Source organism: Thioclava sp. F42-5, assembly GCF_002213195.1.
Lineage (GTDB): Bacteria > Pseudomonadota > Alphaproteobacteria > Rhodobacterales > Rhodobacteraceae > Thioclava > Thioclava nitratireducens.
The window spans coordinates 38,193-55,722 of sequence record NZ_NBNZ01000009.1 but is presented as its reverse complement, the minus strand read 5'-3'; the positions used below and the strand labels follow the sequence as shown (position 1 = coordinate 55,722).

The following is a 17,530-nucleotide window of genomic DNA, read 5'->3' as shown; positions in this document are numbered from 1 at the left end:
ATCAGACCATTTCTTCCGGAATGAACGGCAGTTTGCGCGCGATCTTGCGCGCGGCCTCCACGTCATAGGGGAGCACGAAGCCCTCGCGATCCTCGGGGGCTTTCGTGGCATTCGCGCGGGCCAGCTCCGCCCAGGCAGAGACTGCGCGCGTCGGGTCGAAGAAGGCCTCTTCGGGCGCGGGCGGCAGCCAATGGCGCATCAGGCGGCGGCGCATGGCCGGGATGCCGTCGTTGCGGCGCAGATAGACACCCGCCTCGCTGTCCCAATGCAGCGACCGCGCGTTGAGATTGGCCGAGGTGATCAGCGCGGCGTCCTCGTCGAAAATCGAGACCTTCGCATGGACGTAGATCAGCGGCGCGCCGCCGGTGCGCAGCGCCCCCTCATCACCGGGGTCGGCAAGGCAGGGCTCTGCCGGGCAGCCGATGAACAGGCGATTGCCGAAGGCTTCGCGGAGCGTATCCAGCGCGCGCACCTGAAGATATTCGCCATAGCGCACGTCGCTGGTCGGGCGATCGGCCAGCATCAGCGTTTCGGGCGCGGCGGGCAGGATCAGGATCAGGTTGAGATTGGGGTTCTCCCGCGCCGCCCGGGCCAAGTGGTGCGCCAGAGTGCGCGAGCGGAAGAACTGACTCTCGAGATAGATCAGCTTCTGCGCCCGCGCGATCAGCATCTCATGCGCGTTCTCGATCTCGGTCCGATAGAACTTCGGCCCGATGCGGAAGGTCGCGAATTTGCGCCGCTGCGACAGGGTGCGCAGCAGGCGGCGCGGCGGTTTGGCGCGGTTTTCGCCGGAGCAGCTTTCGTGGAAGCTCTCGAGATGGGCCTTCGCCTCGGCGACGACGGGGCCGGTCATCATGAGCTGCACATCGTGCCATGTCATCTCGCCGTCGCGCTCGTGCACGGGGGTGTCGAAGCGCCGGTTGTCGAGATCCAGCCCGCCGATATAGAGCTTCTTGTCGTCGAACACGGCGAGCTTCTGGTGGTGTGTCGCCGGGAACAGCTTCGGCGGCGTCGCGACGAACTTGCGGCGGATTTTGCAATCCGATCCGGCCTCGAGATATTCCCGCAGACCCGGCATGTCGCGCATCGCGGTCAGCCGCTTGGCCTCGTCCATGTCGTTGAGCCACGACGTGTGCTGCCCGAGCTTGTGATAGACATAGGGCCAGAAGATCGTACGCGGCACGATGCCCGATTGTGCCGGGTGCATCAGCGCGCGCAATTTCAGCTTCGCCTTGGGACCGCCCGCCAGTTCGCGCGCGGCGCAGAACATGCGGATCGACGACCATGTCATCCGGTGAAGATCCGGCTTTGCGCAGGGATCGAAATCGGTCAGGTCGATCTGTATCCTCACGCCGCGCTTCAGCATGTGAATGATCAGGTCGAACCACGTCTTGCCGATCGCGCGCCCGCGGTCGGATTTCAGTGTGGTGTTGAGGTCGAAGACGCGGAAGGAGCAATGAATGGAATGACGCGCGTCGAGAAAGGCATCCTCGAGCACGGGATAGGCCTCTGCTGCGGTCAAAAGCAGCTTTACGCGGCTCTCGGCGTGAACTCCGGCTTGTTTAAGACGTTCCATGCGGCTCGTTGGGTTGAACGGCCGCGAGGGTGACCTGTGGTCGCCGCGGCTGGTATCTCATTCAATGGCTCTCATCAGAAACTGTTTCGGGCGTCTCGGATTTCAAGCGTTCTTCGTGACGCAATTCGCTCTCGACGAGGGGGCGCAGTGCGAACGCGGCGCTGAGCATATACTCGTCTTCGTCGGTCTGGATCTCGATCGAGCCGCCCAGCTGCTGCACGAAGGCGTTAAGCAGTTGCGAACCGAGCCCGGTGCCTTCGACGGCCTCCAGCGGCGGGGCATCCCTATCGACGGTATTGCGCACGCAGAGCCGCGCCTGCATCCCTTCGAGTCTGCGCAGCGAGATGTCGAGCTGCGGTTTGCCGTCGCGGGCAGAGGCGTATTTCATCGCGTTTGTCATCGCTTCGGTCAGCAGAAGCGAGAGGGGCACAGCCTGATCGGGGGTCAGGTGGATGTCGTCGATATTGCAATCGACGGCGATATGGCGGCCCGGCCCGGTCGCGAGCCGGGTGATCTGGCGCACGATGTCGGGCAGCAGTTCCTGCGCCTGAATGTCGGTGAGGCCTGAGGTCTGGTAGAGCCCGCGGTGGATCGTGGCGAGCGAGATGACCCGCTCCTGGAGCGATTTCATAAGCCCCTTGGCTTCGGGCGTGCGCGCCTGCCGCATCTGCATGTTGATGATCGAGGCGATGAGCTGGAGGTTGTTCTTCACCCGATGGTGGACCTCGCGGAGCAGCACTTCCTTGTGGTGCACCATGTCCTCGAGCTCGGCCTCGTCATGCAGGATGGTTTCTGTCATCCGGTCATAGGCCTCGGCGAGGTCGCGGATTTCCGACGGTGCGGTCGACAGGTTGAGATTGCCCACGATCCGGCTGCCGGTGGCGAAGCTGGAGATCGCGCTCGACAGTTTGCGGACATGGCCGATCACCAGCTTCTGCATTGCGAAGTAGGCGACCAGCAGGCTCGCCATCCACATCAGGGCCGGGAACAGCACAGGCGAAATATCAGCGAAGGGACTAAGCGCCGAGGCCGCCTGTGCGGGCCAGCTCCCAAGCGCGTAGAGCTGGTTGGGCACCAGTTCGACGACGGAATAGACCCGCTCTATTCCGAGGTTGGAGTCTCCCGAGAAAGTCACCGCGCCATTGCCCGCCAGCAGTTTCAGAGAGCGGTCCACCGGCAGGTGCGACTGGGTGTTCGATAGCCCGTCCGAGGAGGTCAGGATCGTGCCTTCGCGGTCGAAGGTCATGATCACCAGCGGCCGGTCATCGGCGAGCTTCGGTCCATCCTTGGCCAGCGAGAGCGAGGAGTGGCTCATCGAGATCGCGATGATCCCGATATGATCGCCCGCCGCGTTGTAGACCGGATGGGCCACGCCGAGCACGGAGGTGCCCGACACCGGCGCATCGCGGTTGACGTAGAAGCTGGTGCGGTCCGCAGTCAGCATCTTCTCGAAGACATCCTGGTTCTTGAAGTCGTAACTCTTGCCCGAATTCGAGCAGGTCATCTTGCCGCTGTCTGGGATGAAGGAGACGAGCGAGAACTCCGGAAAGGCCCCTGAGATCTGCCGCATCCAGTTCGAGCAGGCCTCGGCATTGCCCACGAGCGGCTGGACCGTGCTGGCGAGGACGCGCGCGGCGTCCTGCGCGTGCTGGATCACCCGCGTCTCACCGGCGACGGCGCGCATCGTCTCGCCCATGAGGGCGGCTTCGGACCGCGCCTGCGCTTCGCGCACGACCGAGGTCGATTGCAGCACGGCGATGATCAGCAGAGGGAAGAGAGCAACCGCCAACATGAAGGCGAGGCGCACGCCAAGCCCGTCGAAAAACGGAATGACGCCCCGTTTCCTGGCTCGGAACGGGGCGTGATCACTGTAGTGCTCGTCGTCTGCCGCTTTCGCGGCTTCCGAATTCATGCGGCGGCAACTCCGGATTTGCCCATCACGGCGAGGGAATTTCGATCCGTGCCGGACAGGATATCTTCACCTTCCTCGAGCCCGAGCATTTCCGCAAGCCGGGCGCGTGCGCGGTTGGCGCGGCTTTTCACCGTGCCCACGGCGACGCCCATCATGCCGGCAGCTTCTTCGTAAGAGAAGCCAGATGCGCCGACGAGGGTCAGCACCTCGCGATGTTCCGGGCTGAGCTGATCGAAGGCCTCGACGAAATCATTCATCGCGAGACGTCCGTCATGCGCAGGTTTCTCATAGAGCGATGCGGCGTGAATCCCTTCAGGGTCAGCGACCTCGCGCTTGCGCTTGCGACGGTCCGAATAGAAGGTGTTGCGCAGGATCGTGAAGAGCCATGCGCGCAGATTGGTGCCGCGTTCGAACTTTTCGATATTCGACCACGCCTTGACGATCGTGTCCTGCACGAGGTCGTCGGCCGAGGCCGAGTTCCGGGTCAGCGACAGCGCGAAGGCACGCAGGGCCCCGAGGTGATCGGGCAGCTCCTCACGCGGATCGCGGGCTTCGCTGGAGGCATTGGCTTTGGACGAATTGGTGTTGGAGGGCGAAGTCATTTTCCGCCCTCCTTCGCCTTGAGTTGCGCCAGCAAATCCTTGAACCGATCCGGCACTTCTTCCTGAAGCGCCTCCTCGTAAACCTTCTTCAGGTTTTGATTGATCTGGTCCCTGATACTGGACTTAGGCTTTTCGTCTGCCATATCACTATACATCCGGTTTCGATCCCACTCATTTTGCACGGAACCGAACGCGGGGCCAGAGAGTTTGGTTCCCGAAAAAACGCAAAAGGGGGTTTTCATGTCCGAAGACATCGCCGGCACCATCGGAGCCAACCTGCCGTATTTACGGCGTTATGCCCGAGCGCTTACCGGCAGCCAGGACAGCGGCGACCGTTACGCCGCGGCTACGCTCGAGGCCATACTCGAAGATACGTCGCCTTTCGAGAACAACGATCCGAAGCTCGCATTGTTCCACGCCTTCCACTTGGTCTGGGCCTCCGCGGGGGCGCCGCTGGGGGAGCCGGACAACCGGCTTTCGGCCCGCGCGCAGGACCACATGTCGACGCTGACGCCAAACACCCGTGAGGCGCTTCTGCTGCATTCGATCGAAGGGTTCCGCATCGAGGAAATCGGCACGATCATGCAGGTCGATGCCGAAGAGGCGAAAGAACTGATCGACATCGCGATCCGCGAGATGGAAACGTCCGTTGCGGGTAAAGTGATGATCATCGAAGACGAAGCGATCATCGCAATGGATATTCGCGCCATCGTCGAGGATATGGGCCACCAGATCACCGGCATCGCCCGCACCCGCACCGAGGCTGTGGAGCTTGCCGCGACCGACAAACCGGACCTGATCCTCGCCGACATCCAGCTGGCGGACAATTCCTCGGGGATCGATGCGGTGAACGACATTCTCGCGCAGTTCGGCAACGAATTGCCCGTGGTCTTCATCACCGCCTTCCCGGAGCGCCTGCTGACCGGCGAGCGGCCCGAACCGGCCTTCCTGATCACCAAGCCCTACACCGAGAGCCAGGTGCAGTCGGCGGTCAGCCAGGCGATGTTCTTCTCCTCGACGGAGACGCTCGCGGCGTAACGGCCCGTTCAAAGCTATTTCTCGAGAAAGGCGGCCCCGGCAGACGGGGTCGCCTTTTCCTTTGCCGCATGTGCCTTTGCGCAGGCGATGCCCGCCGCAACGCACTAGAATGTGAAGTCGCGCTCCTGCAACCCGATCTCGCCCGTGCCGGTTCTTCCTCTGAGACAGACTGACGAAACCGTTCACAACGAAGGAGCCGCACATGACGAATATCGTGATTACCGGCGCATCCGCGGGCGTGGGGCGCGCCGTCGCTCGCCGCTTCGCTGCCAAGGGCAACCGCATCACCCTGATAGCCCGCAACAAGGCGCGGCTCGAGACGGCGGCGCAGGAAATTCGCGAGAAGGGTGGCGAGGCGCTCGTGCAGCCGCTCGACGTCGCAGATGCCGATGCGGTCGAGGCCGCGGCGGTCGCCGCTGAAAGTGCCTTCGGTCCGATCGACGTCTGGATCAACGTCGCGATGGTGACGGTACTCTCGCCGGTGTCGCAGATGACCCCGGAAGAGTATCGCCGCGTGACCGAAGTGACTTATCTCGGCACGGTCAACGGCACGCTCTCTGCGCTGAAGCGGTTCCGCCAGCAGGGCTGGGGCACGATTGTGCAGACTGGCTCGGCGCTCGCCTATCGTGCGGTGCCGCTGCAGTCGGCCTATTGCGCGGCGAAGGCGGCGATCGTGGGCTTCACCGACAGCCTGCGCACCGAGCTGATCCACGAGAATTCCGACGTGAAGATCACCGTCTGCCATCTGCCGGCGGTCAATACGCCGCAATTCGACTGGGCCCGCAGCAAGCTGCCGAACCGCCCGCGCCCGGTCGCGCCGGTCTTCGAGCCGGAGCTGATCGCAGACGGCATTCATCACGCGGCCTACCATCCGAAGCGGGAATACTGGCTGGGCTTCTCGGCGGTGAAGGCGATCCTGTCGGAGAAGCTCGCGCCGGAACTGGGCGATCTCTACCTCGCGCGCACGGCGGTGTCCGGGCAGCAGACGGGCGAGGCTGCCGATCCTGATCGGGCCGACAATCTCTATGACAGCGTCGACGGTGACTGGGCGGCGCGGGGGCGCTTCTCCGACGAGGCGAGCGACAGTTCCCCCGCGATGGCGCTGTCCGAGCATGGCGGCTCGCGGCTTGTCGCGGGCGGCGGCGCGGCGCTCGTCGCCGGGCTGATGCTGGGAGCGATCTTCGCGGTCTCCCGTCAGCGAGCCTGACGATCGCGACAAGGAAACGAGAAACGCGCGCCCGGGTGGCGCGCGTTTTTGTTCTTGTGTAGGTGGCAGCGAGATCAGTCCTTCACCGCGCCCCGATATGCGGTAATCGCCGCGATCATCCCGGCATGGGACAGCCCTTGCGGGAAGTTACCAAGCTGGGCGCCGCTCTCCGGGTCGTGCTCTTCCGACATCAGTCCGAGATCGGTCGTGGCCTTCAGCATCCCCTCGATCTGGCTCCGCGCGTCATCAAGCCGCCCGGCCCTCACGAGGTAGTCGGCGGCCCAGAACCCGCAGACGTTGAAATGGCCCTCGACGCCGGGCATCCCGTCTTCCTGCGCGTCGTAGCGCCGCAGATGAACGCCCGTGCCAAGCCGCTCACGGATGGCAGTGTAGGTCGCCGCCATCTTCGGGTCGTCTGCGGGGATCACCCCGATACGTGGCATCAGCAGAACGCTTGAATCGAGCCATTCCTCGCCGATCGCACCGGTGAAAGCGCCGATCTCCTCGTTCCAGGCCTCTTCCCGGATCAGGGCTTCGATCGCGGCGCGCTCCGCCTTCCACAGCCGCGTGTCGGCATTGATCACGCCGTTCTCGGCCAGCGAGATCACCCCATCCAGCGCGCCCCAGCACATCGCCTTGGAATAAGTGTGGTGTCGGCGCGGATTGGGCATTTCCCAGATTCCGTTATCGGGCCGTGTCCATTGCGAGACCACGACATCGGCGAAATTCGCGAGCCGGATGCCTTCGCCCGGATGCAGCTCGCCGCCGGCCTCGACATAGGCGCGCGCGGCCATGATCATCGAGCCATAGGCGTCGAGTTGCAGCTGTGTCGCCGCGCCGTTACCCAGCTGCACCGGGGCCGAGCGGCGATAGCCCTCGAGCGTCTGCAAGCTCGAGATCGAGACGTTGCTGTCGCCCCGCACCGTGTAGAGCGTCCCAAGTTCCGGCGCCGTTTCGCGTGTTGCTGCCATCAGCCAGCGGAAGAAGGCGTCGGCCTCGTCGGTGAGGCCCTGATCGAGAAAAGCGTGCAGCACGAAATAGGCGTCGCGAAGCCAGCAATAGCGGTAGTCGTAATTGCGGATGCCGCCGATCACCTCCGGCAGCCCCATCGTCGGCGAGGCGATCACCGCGCCGGTGGGGGCGTGGATCAGAAGCTGCAGCGCCAGTAGCGAGCGTTTGAGCGCTCCGGAAAAAGGCCCGTCGCCGAAATCCGTCTTGGACTGCCGCTTGCGCCAAGCCTCACGAGTTGAGGCGAGCGCCTCTTGCGCCGCCTGCATTCCGCCGACATGGCCGTGCCCGCCTTGCGTGACAGTGAGGGTAACATAGCCGCGTTCCCCGGTGGCGAGGGTACCGCGCCCGTTCAACCGGCCGGAGCCTTCGATCTCCAGTTCTATCGAGCTGTCGATCAGGATGATGTCGCCGTCTTGGGTAAACTGCCAGCTGCCCGGGCCGCGCCGGATGAACTCGGGTGTGCTCAGCGCGTAGTTGCAGCGCGGGGCGATGCAGATTTCGACGTCTGCCGCGCCTTCGGTGGCCTCGAAAAGACGCACGACCGAGCGCCCGAAGCTCGCCGCTTCTTCGAGCGAGTCCGGCAGGTTCATGAAGTCGGTGACCTTGAGGCCGCCCGCCTCGGACGCATGGGTGGTGGTCAGGATCGGGCCATAATCTTCATAGACGCGTCGGGCGGTCGTCTGACGATCTGGATCCGGCACCGGACCGACATAGAAGGTCCCGCCGCGAAACTGGTCGAGCAGCCGCCCGAAGAGCGGGTCGCCGTCGAAATCCGGCCCGCAGAACCAGTCGATCGCGCCGTCCCGGGCCACCAGCGCCGCCGTGCGCGTATCCCCGATCACCGCGTAATCGGCAATCGGGAGATAGCCGCGTCGGCCCTCCAGAAAGCGTAGCGGCGGGCTGTTCGGATCGGGCTGGGTCTTCGAGGATGTGCCGGAATCGGGATCGGTGCGTTCGGTCATGCAATGCCTGTCCTTTGACGGTTTTCCGGGCGTCGCCCCGGAGATATATCGCGCCCCTCTCAGGGATCGAACGGACGCGCCGCCCCCCAGTTCCTTGAAAAAACCGTGTGCGTTCGTGTGCTCTCGCGCCGCTCAGATCCAGTAGCGGGGCCATTTCTCGGTGTTGCGCGCATTGTTCACGAGGTAGGCCAGAAGCACGAGGATCACTGCGCCCGTTAGCACCGGCGTCAGAAGAAAGCTCCAGCCGAGCGTGTGGCCCTTGAGAAGGATCACCAGCGGATCGGCCCCTGCGGGCGCGTGGACTATGCGGGTCAGTTGCATCGCGACGATGGCGATCGTCACCACGGCTGCCAGACCGATCGCCCCGTGCGGATCGGCAAGGTGCTGCGCCGCAAGCCCGATGGCGCTTGCGAGAACATGCCCGCCGATGACGTTGCGCGGTTGGGCGAGCGCCGTGTCGGGCGTCGCGAAGAGCAGCACACAGGTCGCGCCGAAGGGCGCCATCAGCAGGTCGACCCCGGCGTGACGGGTGAGCCCGGCAAGGATGGCGATGCCGAGGAAGCTACCCGCCGTCGTCGCCAGAACTTGCCGAAGGCTCGGAAGTTCCGGCAGGCGATGGGGCGCGCGATGGCGTTCGAGCAATCGTTTCAGCATTGGCGGTCCTGTCGGGCTGGCCTTCAGAACCCGAACCCCGGACCGTCTGCCCGGTTTCCTTCGCCCGCGTCACGTCGCAGTGAAAGGGCGCGATCCGTCAGGACGCTTTGACCAATGCCGGCATCCGCGCGAAGCTCATCGAGATATGGCCGCGCCTCATATGGCCGAGCGCGTCGAGATCGCCGAGCCGCAGCGCGCGCAGCATGTCGCGCAGCTCGTTGTTGTAGATCTCGATCTCCTGCATCAGGTCGATCTGCGAAGCCGTGACCTGCTGTAGCCAGATCCGCGCCGTGCGGAAATACAGCGCTGCCGACATCGTCCGGAGCGGTGCATTCGCGGTCAGCTCCAACAAGGCGAGGAAGGTATCGCGGTCGAGCTCCGAAAAGGCCCGGGCGGTGGGTGCATCGACCAGTTCGCGGCCGCGCTCCTGAAAGGTGACGAAACGCGCGATCAGCGCGGCGCTGGGCGGCACCGGATCCAGGCTCGTCTGCAGCACAGCGAGTTCGCGCCGCAGCCGGAAGACCTGCCCAAGCTCGGTGTAATCGACGTCGGTGACGAAAGTGCCGACCCCATGCATGGAGCGCAGCATCCCCTCGTCCTCGAGCCGCGCCAGCACCCGACGCAGCGGAGTCCGCGAGATGCCGAATTCTGACGCGAGCGCGGTCTCCGACAAGCGCATTCCCGGCGGGTAATCGAGCAGACAGATGCGGCTGCGAATTTCGTCGTGAATGAGATCGTAGCGGTCGCGGGCGCGGAGCCGCTCCGGATCGGTTTGCCGGGGGATCATGGAGATGTCGTCCATAGAGTTCTGTCGTCTGTTCGCGCAAAGCCATGATCGGCGGCGGAGGCGCGCAGGTCAATCCGCTTGGCCGCGTCCTCCCCCATGGGGCGTTTCAGCCGCAGATATTGCGGAGAGCCGGGCGGCGCAATCGGCACGAAACGACGGCCTTCGGCGGAACCGGCGCACACACATGCGCGTTCAATGCTCAAAGCTCCGGCATTGGTGCACAACATATGCGTTTAGCTCTTTATCGGCCTACGACATCTGCTTTTTGCCCCAGTATAATCAATGCGATCTGCTTGACACTCCGGAGAAACTCATAGGTGTTGTGTACATCAATCGCGGGAGGCTTGGGCTTCCCGTCAACAAGAACCAACAGGAGAGACGCATGAAATCGATCTTGAAATCTGTCGCCGCCGCCGGCATCGGCATCGCGCTGAGCGCAAGCGCCGCACTCGCTGGCCCCCTGATGGACCGTATCAATTCGGGCGAGCCGATCCGCATCGGCTTCGCGAACGAAGTTCCGTGGGCCTATCCGGGCGAAAACAACAAGCCGCTGGGCTTCGTGAACGCCTATGTTCTGGGTGTGCTCCACGAGATGGGCTATGACAACATCACCCCCGTCGTGACCGATTGGGGCGGGTTGATCCCGGGCCTCAACGCGAACCGCTTCGACATGGTCACCGGCGGTCTCTACATCCTCAACTCGCGCTGCCAGAACGTTGCCTTCTCTGAGCCGATGGCGAAAGTCGGCGATGCGTTCATCGTGCCCAAGGGCAACCCGAAGAACCTGAACAACTACGAACAGATCGCCAAGGCTGGCGCGACCTTCGTGACGGGCGCGGGCTATAACCAGGTGGAGTCCGCCAAGAAGGGCGGTATCCCGGATAGCAACGTGATGACCGTGCCGGGCCCGACCGAAATCCTCGCCGCCGTGAAAGCGGGCCGCGCGGATGCAGGTGGCGTGACCTACTTCACCGCGCAGAACCTTGCCGATCAATCGGACGGCGCGGTCGAGGTGTCGGACGTGAGCCAGCTGCCTGAATGGACCCAGAACTGGGTCGGCATCGGCTTCCGCAAAGCGGATCAGGACTTCGTCGACAAGTTCAACGAAGCCCAGAAGAAGTATCTCGGTTCGGACGCGATGATGAAAGCGGTCGGCGAGTACGGCTACTCGAAAGGCAACCTGCCGGGCGACAAGACCTCGGCTGAAGTCTGCAAGATGCGCTAAGCGCAAATGCTGAAGACATGGACGGGCCTGTGCATGGCCCGTCCATTTTGACATTCACCGCCGGGGCGGGACGGGAATGAGCTACATAGAATTCTTGAAAGAGTACGGGCCGCGCTTCTGGGACGGCACGCTCGTAACGGCGGGGCAGTTCTTCCTGGCCTCCGCTCTGGCGATCGTCATCGCGCTCGTCGCAGGGCTGATGAAGCTCTCGCGCAACGGGCTGATCCGGGGCATCGCCGTCGTTTATATCGAAATTTTCCGCGGCACCTCGCTGCTGGTCCAGCTCTACTGGATCTTCTTCGTGCTGCCGCTGTTCGGACTGACCCTGCCGAAATTCACCGCGGGCTTCGTCGCGGTGGGGATGAACCTCGGGGCATACGGCGCCGAGCTGGTGCGCGGCGGCATCCAATCCGTGCCGAAAGGGCAATGGGAGGCGGCCTATGCGCTGTCGATGAGCCCGATGAAGCGGATGTGGCGGATCATCCTGCCGCAGGCGTTCGTCAACATGCTGCCGCCGTGGGGCAACCTGCTGATCGAACTGCTGAAGAACACCGCGCTGGTCGCGCTGATCTCCGTGTCGGACCTGATGTTCGAGGCGAAGCAGATCAATGGCTCGACCTTCCTCTCGGCGCAGACCTTCGGGACGGCACTGATCGTGTACTACATCTTCGCGCGCTTCATCGTGACGCCGTTCATGCGCTGGCTCGAGCTGGTCATGCGGCGCAAGCTGGGGAGGGCCTGATCCATGGGGTTCAACTGGAACTGGGAATTCACTTGGGAAATCCTGCCCAAGCTGATGCATGCGACGCTCAACACGCTGATGGCGGCGGGGCTGGGCTATGCGATCGCGGTTGTGCTGGGCATGGTCTTCGCGCTGGCGCAGCGGACGCCCTACTGGGCCCTGACCAAAGTCGTGCGCGAATTCATCGAGTTCATCCGCTCGACCCCGCTGATCCTGCAGATCTTCTTCGTCTATTACGTCGGTCCGCAATTCGGCCTGAAGCTGGGGCCGTGGACGGCGGGCATGATCGCGATCGGTCTGCACTATTCGGCTTACCTGTCGGAGGTCTATCGCGGCGGTCTCGACGCGGTGCCGAAGGGCCAATGGGAGGCTTGCACCGCGCTGAACATGTCGACCCGCGATACCTATTGGCGGATCGTGATCCCACAGGCCATCCCGCCCGCGCTGGCGGGGATGGGCAACTACCTCGTGGGGATCTTCAAGGACACGCCGATGCTCTCGGTGATCGGGGTGGCCGAACTGATGCACACAGCGAACGCGATCGGCTCGTCGAGCTATCGCTATCTCGAACCCTATACGCTGGTGGGGGTTATCTTCCTCGCCATCTCGCTTCCCACCGCTGCCCTGATCCGCGTCTTCGAGGATCGCGTGCGGCGTAAACTCGGATTGAAATGATGGAAGATCTTTCGAACTATCCGCTCGAACTGACGGGCGACGACGTGCCGATGGTGCGGTTCCTGAAAGTCACCAAACGCTATGGCGATCTGGTGGTGCTCGACCAGCTCGATCTCGATGTGGCCGAGGGGGAAATGGTCACGATCATCGGCCCCTCCGGCTCGGGCAAGACGACCGTGCTGCGGATGCTGATGACGCTCGAGACGATCAACGAGGGCGTGATCTACGTGGACGGCAAGCCGCTGACCCATATGGAGAAGAACGGGAAGCTGGTGCCCGCGGACCGCAAGTATCTGCGCAAGGCGCGCAGCCAGATCGGCATGTGTTTCCAGCATTTCAACCTTTTCCCGCACATGACCGCGCTGGAGAACTGCATGGAGGGCCCGGTGCAGGTGCTGGGCATGAAGAAGGCCGAGGCGCGCGAACGGGCCGAGGAACTGCTGGAACTCGTCGGCATGTCCGACAAGCGCGACCAGCACCCCTCGCGGCTCTCGGGCGGTCAACAGCAGCGCGTCGCGATCGCACGCGCGCTGGCGATGCGGCCCAAGGTGATGCTGTTCGACGAGGTGACCTCCGCGCTCGACCCGGAGGTGATCGGCGAGGTGACGAACGTGATCCGCTCGCTGGTGGAGAAGCACAATCTGACGATGCTGATGGTGACGCACCAGATGGGCTTCGCGAAGGACATCTCGGATCGGGTCTGCTTCTTCTACGACGGCAAGATCGAAGAGCAGGGCGCCCCCGACGATTTGTTCGGCAATCCGCAGAAAGAGCGCACGCAGCAATTCCTCTCGGCGGTGAAAGAGGCCGACTGACGCGCCTCACGATGTCGCGCAATGGCCTTTCCGAAAAGGCCATTGCGTGCGTCGACGTCTCGTTGCCTTATGGGCTTGGTTCCATCGCAGCGAGGCTCCGACATGCCGATCACGATAGACAACCCTTGGCGCGGCGACGGGCTCGACCCGGACGGCGTCATGCCAATTGCCGATGCGGCGGGCGTGGCCAGCCTGCTTGCGCGCTGTCCGGCACATCACGAGACCCCGCTGCGCGCGGCGCCCGAGATCGCGCGGCTTGCCGGGGTCGGTGAGGTCTGGATCAAGGACGAGCGTGAGCGCATGGGGCTCGGCAGCTTCAAAGCGCTGGGCGCGGTCCATGCGATCGCCCGGGAGGCTGCGGCGCGAGCGGAGGGCGACGATCTTCAGACAGCTCTCGCTGGCGAGACCTATGTCGCGGCCAGCGCAGGCAATCATGGCCTGTCAGTCGCGGCAGGAGCGCGGATATTCGGCGCCCGCGCGATCATCTATCTGGCCGAGACCGTGCCTGAGGCCTTCGCCGCGCGGTTGGAGGCACGCGGGGCGGAGGTCGTCCGGGCGGGTGCGGAATACGAGGCCAGCATGCAAGCCGCCGAGCAGGCGGCTGCCGAGAATGGCTGGACCCTTTTGTCGGACAGCTCGTGGGAGGGCTATGTCGATCTGCCGCTGCGGGTGATGGAGGGTTACACCCAGCTTGCGGCGGAGGCCGTCGCGCAGATCCAAGCGCCGCCCACCCATATTCTGCTGCAGGCGGGCGTTGGTGGTCTCGCGGCAGCCGTCGCCGCTCATGCGCGGATGGAATGGGGCGATGCGCCTCAGGTCATCGTGGTCGAACCCGACGCGGCCCCCGCGCTGATCGAGAGCATTCGCGCAGGCCATCTGGTGACCACGCAAGGGCCGGTCTCAGCGATGGGGCGGCTCGATTGCAAGACACCTTCGAGGGTGGCGCTGGCGGGTTTGTCGCGCGATGCGGATCGCTTCGCCACGATCACCGAAGCCGAGGCGCAGTCCGGCGTCGATATCCTCGCCGCGCACGGGCTGGCCACGACGCCTTCGGGCGGCGCCGGGCTGGCGGCTCTGCTTGCCGGGCTGTCGCTGGGACCGGAGACGCGCGTTCTCGCGATCCTCAGCGAAGGCCCAGAAGATGGCTGAGCGCTCGCTCATCTTTCCGGCCGAGGAGTTTCGCACCCGCGTCGGCCGCCTTCAGGCCGAGATGAGCGAACGGGGGCTGGATGCGCTGTTCCTGACCTCGGCTGCGGATATCTTCTACGTCACGGGCTTTCTGACCCGGTTCTGGGAGAGCCCCGCGCGCCCGTGGTTCGTGATCGTCCCGGCCAGCGGTGCGCCGGTCGCGGTGATCCCCTCCATCGGGGCGGAACTGATGGGCCGCACATGGATGACGCAGATCCGGACATGGGATGCACCCGACCCTGTGGATGACGGCGTGAGCCTGCTTGCCGAGACGTTCTGCGATCTGCTGCCTGAGAGCGCGCGGATCGGCGTGCCGATGGGGTTGGAGACCCAGCTGCGGATGCCGCTCGCGGATTTCACGCGGCTTGGGGAGCGTATCGCGCCGCGCCGCTTCATCGACGGCACCGCCGCGATCCTGCGGGTGCGTGAAATCAAGAGCGCGGCGGAGATCGAGAAGATCCGCAGGGCCTGCGCCATCGCGGGCCGCGCCTTCGCGCGGGTGCCGGAATTCGCGGGGCAGGGGCGCCCGCTCGAGGGTATCTTCCGCGCCTTCCAGTCCGCGCTGCTGGAGGAAGGAGCCGACTGGGTCAGCTATGTCGCCGGGGCGTCGGGACCGTCGGGCTATGAGGATGTGATCTCGCCCGCCGGGCCCGCGCCTCTGCAAGCGGGCGATGTGCTGATGCTGGATACCGGCGCGGTGCGCGACGGGTATTTCTGCGATTTCGATCGCAATTTCTCGGTCGGTCCGGCGTCGGATCCGGTGCGGCGCACCCATGCCGCGCTCTGGGAGGTGACCGAGGCGGCGATGGCGCTGCTGCGGCCCGGCATGCGGGCGCATGATGCGCATCGTCTGCTGGTCGAGGGGCTGGCGGCGCGCGGTATTGAGGCGGGCAGCGGACGCCTGGGCCACGGGCTGGGGATCACGCTGACCGAATGGCCCTCCTTCACCCCGCGCGACGACACCGAACTGCGCGAGGGCATGGTGCTGACGCTCGAACCCGGCGCATGGGTCGAGCCTGCGCAGGGCCCGCGCCGCCTGCTGGTTCATGAAGAAAACATCGTCCTGCGCGCGACCGGGGCGGAGCTGCTTTCGCCACGCGCCCCTGAAACCCTGCCGGAGCTGAGCTGATGGCCGATTTCCCCTATCGTCTTCGCGAAGACGCCACGCCCACGATGGGGCTGATCGTGCTGCGCGTGGACGAGACCATCGAGGACGAGTTCCGCCGCTACATCCCGCCGGACGACGCGCGGATGCATGTCACGCGCGTTCATTCCGGCGACGACCTGACCCCGTCGAGCATTGCCGAGATGGAGCGCGCTCTGAGCGGTGCTGCGGCGCTGCTGCCACCTGCGGCGAAGTTCGACGTGGTGGGTTATGGCTGCACCTCTGGCGCCGCGCTGATCGGCCCAGACGAGGTGCGGGCGAATGTCATGGCGGGCGTCACGACGCGGCATGTGACCGATCCGCTGAGCGCCGCGTTGGCCGCGATTGCGGATCTGGGGCTGGAGCGGGTGGGGATCGTCTCGCCCTATGTCGCTTCGGTCGCGGAGCCTTTGCGGGCGGCCTTCGTCGCTGAAGGGATCACCGTCCCCGCGACGCTGTCTTTCGGCGAGGAAGCGGAAGCGCGGGTGGCGCGGATCGACCCAGCCTCTATCGCGGAGGCTGCGCGGAGCCTTGCGGGGCAGGCGCGTCTGGACGGGATTTTCCTGTCCTGCACCAACCTGCGCACGCAGGGGATCTTGCCGGGGTTGAGAGCGGAGCTCGGGATGCCGGTGCTCAGTTCGAACCAGGCGCTTGCGTGGCACATGCGAAAGCTCGCAGGAATCGCGGCGCCGGGATGAGACAGGGCAGTTGAATGGCTGGCCGGCCATCCGGTCGGTCGCGCGAGGGAATCAATGGTCCGCTGCGGAGACTTCAGCCGCCGGACCTTGCCTCCACCGGCGCGCCATCTTCCAGCGTTTCGACCGGATAGAGCACGACACGGTCGCCCTCGCTCAGACCGTCCTGAAGCTCTGCATAGGTGCCATTGTCTGTCCCGACGTCCACGTTCACTTCCCGCGCGCGCCCGTCTTCGACCTTGAAGACAGCCCAGCCGGTGCCGCGCCGGAATAGCGCGCTCGACGGCACCCGCAGCGCATCGGGGTTCTGCCAGACGACGATCCGCGCGGTCACCTGAAAACCATGGCCCAGCCCCGCCCGTTGCGCGGCATCGCCGGTGAAGGCGATGACCACGCCCACCCGCTGTTCCTCGACGCCCAAGGCCGACACCTTCGTGGTGCCTGACGGGTCGATGCGGACCACCTTGCCTTCGAGCACGTCCGGCCCGCCCCAATCGGTAATCTCCACCGGATCGCCGAGGCGTACGCGCACCGCGTCGCGCGACAGAAGATCGGCCACCACCTCGAGCCCCTCCGAGATGTCGCCGATTTCCATGATCGGGGAGCCGGCCGAGAGCACGGTCTCGTTCTCCTGCAGGATTTGCAGCACGGTTCCGGTCGCGGGGGCATAAAGGGGGATCGGCTCGGCCCCGTCGCTGTTGCTCGCGGCGGCATCGTTCTGCAGCACGGATTTTGCGGAGGCCAGCGCTGCCTCGCGCATCGCGATGGCGGCTTTCGCGGCGGCTTCCTGTGCGGCGGCGTAATCGGCGTTGATCTGATCGCGGTCCAGCTTGGACTGGCTGATCGTGCCGGAAAGCGCGAGCCTCTGTGACCGCGCGAGATCGCTATCGGCCTGTTCGCGCATCGCGACGGCGGCGCGGTAATCGCCTTGGGCCGCGCTGAGCGCGGCCTGCGCTTCGGCGAGCGCGGCCTCTGCCTGTGCCCGGCTGCGGGCATCCAGAACGGCGGGCAGGGCGGGGCGCATCCGGGCGACGACTGTCTCGTTCGCGACGACATGATCGCCGACATGGATATCGAGCCGCTGTAGCCTGCCGCTGACCGGGGTCGAGACCGTGTAGCTTTCGCTGACGCGGGTCCGGCCATCATCTTCAATGACGAGCTTCATCGGACCGCGCGTAACCTCGCCCATGTCGACGGTCTGCGGCTGCGGCCAGAGCAGCGCGGCGATAGCGCCCGCCGCGATCAGGCCGATCAGGATGAGAATGAGCCATCTGGTTCGGGGTTTTGGTGTCACGGG

At 64.8% G+C, this 17,530-nt stretch carries 17 protein-coding genes; 9 read left to right on the top strand and 8 right to left on the bottom strand.

Features of this window, described 5'->3' with window-relative positions; all coding sequences use genetic code 11:
* Position 1: 1 nt before the first annotated feature.
* From B6V74_RS17605 to B6V74_RS17590, 4 genes are all read right to left on the bottom strand, one after another.
* The gene (locus B6V74_RS17605; RefSeq protein ID WP_088720003.1) at positions 2-1,576 is read right to left on the bottom strand and encodes a phospholipase D-like domain-containing protein; all 1,575 of its coding nucleotides are present in this window, start codon (positions 1,574-1,576) and stop codon (positions 2-4) included.
* 61 nt (positions 1,577-1,637) lie between these two features.
* Positions 1,638-3,488 (bottom strand): sensor histidine kinase, encoded by a 1,851-nt coding sequence (locus B6V74_RS17600; protein WP_077701063.1) that lies wholly within the window; start codon positions 3,486-3,488, stop codon positions 1,638-1,640.
* Positions 3,485-4,090, bottom strand: a complete 606-nt coding sequence (locus B6V74_RS17595; RefSeq protein WP_075776650.1) for an RNA polymerase sigma factor — start codon at positions 4,088-4,090, stop codon at positions 3,485-3,487. The genes B6V74_RS17600 and B6V74_RS17595 overlap by 4 nt, the downstream gene beginning before the upstream one ends.
* A complete protein-coding gene (locus B6V74_RS17590; RefSeq protein WP_075776759.1) occupies positions 4,087-4,233 on the bottom strand; it encodes a NepR family anti-sigma factor in 147 nt (48 codons plus the stop codon). The genes B6V74_RS17595 and B6V74_RS17590 overlap by 4 nt, the downstream gene beginning before the upstream one ends.
* Before the next feature lie 97 nt (positions 4,234-4,330).
* On the opposite strand from B6V74_RS17590, the gene B6V74_RS17585 reads away from it, so the two are divergent.
* Complete coding sequence (locus tag B6V74_RS17585) at positions 4,331-5,128, top strand: response regulator (protein WP_075776649.1); 798 nt, start codon at positions 4,331-4,333, stop codon at positions 5,126-5,128.
* Positions 5,129-5,330: 202 nt separating this feature from the next.
* Positions 5,331-6,335, top strand: coding sequence for an SDR family oxidoreductase (locus B6V74_RS17580; protein WP_075776648.1), 1,005 nt, complete (start codon positions 5,331-5,333; stop codon positions 6,333-6,335).
* 74 nt (positions 6,336-6,409) lie between these two features.
* On the opposite strand, the gene B6V74_RS17575 is transcribed toward B6V74_RS17580, so the two are convergent.
* The 3 genes from B6V74_RS17575 to B6V74_RS17565 form a co-directional block, all read right to left on the bottom strand.
* On the bottom strand, positions 6,410-8,308 hold the full coding sequence (locus B6V74_RS17575; RefSeq protein ID WP_088723556.1) for a glycoside hydrolase family 15 protein: 1,899 nt from the start codon (positions 8,306-8,308) through the stop codon (positions 6,410-6,412).
* Positions 8,309-8,440: 132 nt separating this feature from the next.
* A complete protein-coding gene (locus B6V74_RS17570; RefSeq protein WP_088723555.1) occupies positions 8,441-8,962 on the bottom strand; it encodes an HPP family protein in 522 nt (173 codons plus the stop codon).
* A 97-nt stretch (positions 8,963-9,059) separates the two neighbouring features.
* Positions 9,060-9,764, bottom strand: a complete 705-nt coding sequence (locus tag B6V74_RS17565) for a GntR family transcriptional regulator (protein ID WP_233243069.1) — start codon at positions 9,762-9,764, stop codon at positions 9,060-9,062.
* A 367-nt stretch (positions 9,765-10,131) separates the two neighbouring features.
* On the opposite strand from B6V74_RS17565, the gene ehuB reads away from it, so the two are divergent.
* The 7 genes from ehuB (at position 10,132) to B6V74_RS17530 (ending at position 16,236) form a co-directional block, all read left to right on the top strand.
* Positions 10,132-10,974, top strand: a complete 843-nt coding sequence (gene ehuB / locus B6V74_RS17560; RefSeq protein WP_075776646.1) for an ectoine/hydroxyectoine ABC transporter substrate-binding protein EhuB — start codon at positions 10,132-10,134, stop codon at positions 10,972-10,974.
* A 76-nt stretch (positions 10,975-11,050) separates the two neighbouring features.
* The gene (gene ehuC / locus B6V74_RS17555) at positions 11,051-11,716 is read left to right on the top strand and encodes an ectoine/hydroxyectoine ABC transporter permease subunit EhuC (protein ID WP_075776645.1); all 666 of its coding nucleotides are present in this window, start codon (positions 11,051-11,053) and stop codon (positions 11,714-11,716) included.
* A 3-nt stretch (positions 11,717-11,719) separates the two neighbouring features.
* Positions 11,720-12,391 (top strand): ectoine/hydroxyectoine ABC transporter permease subunit EhuD, encoded by a 672-nt coding sequence (gene ehuD / locus B6V74_RS17550; RefSeq protein ID WP_075776644.1) that lies wholly within the window; start codon positions 11,720-11,722, stop codon positions 12,389-12,391.
* Positions 12,391-13,206 (top strand): ectoine/hydroxyectoine ABC transporter ATP-binding protein EhuA, encoded by an 816-nt coding sequence (gene ehuA / locus B6V74_RS17545; RefSeq protein WP_075776643.1) that lies wholly within the window; start codon positions 12,391-12,393, stop codon positions 13,204-13,206. Before ehuD ends, ehuA begins: the two co-directional genes overlap by 1 nt.
* Before the next feature lie 102 nt (positions 13,207-13,308).
* Entirely contained in the window at positions 13,309-14,355 is a 1,047-nt protein-coding gene (locus B6V74_RS17540) for a pyridoxal-phosphate dependent enzyme (RefSeq protein WP_088723554.1), read from the top strand.
* The gene (locus tag B6V74_RS17535; RefSeq protein WP_088723553.1) at positions 14,348-15,523 is read left to right on the top strand and encodes a Xaa-Pro peptidase family protein; all 1,176 of its coding nucleotides are present in this window, start codon (positions 14,348-14,350) and stop codon (positions 15,521-15,523) included. Before B6V74_RS17540 ends, B6V74_RS17535 begins: the two co-directional genes overlap by 8 nt.
* The gene (locus B6V74_RS17530; RefSeq protein WP_088723552.1) at positions 15,523-16,236 is read left to right on the top strand and encodes an aspartate/glutamate racemase family protein; all 714 of its coding nucleotides are present in this window, start codon (positions 15,523-15,525) and stop codon (positions 16,234-16,236) included. The genes B6V74_RS17535 and B6V74_RS17530 overlap by 1 nt, the downstream gene beginning before the upstream one ends.
* Positions 16,237-16,309: 73 nt before the next feature.
* On the opposite strand, the gene B6V74_RS17525 is transcribed toward B6V74_RS17530, so the two are convergent.
* Complete coding sequence (locus tag B6V74_RS17525; RefSeq protein WP_088723551.1) at positions 16,310-17,527, bottom strand: HlyD family efflux transporter periplasmic adaptor subunit; 1,218 nt, start codon at positions 17,525-17,527, stop codon at positions 16,310-16,312.
* Positions 17,528-17,530 lie beyond the last annotated feature (3 nt).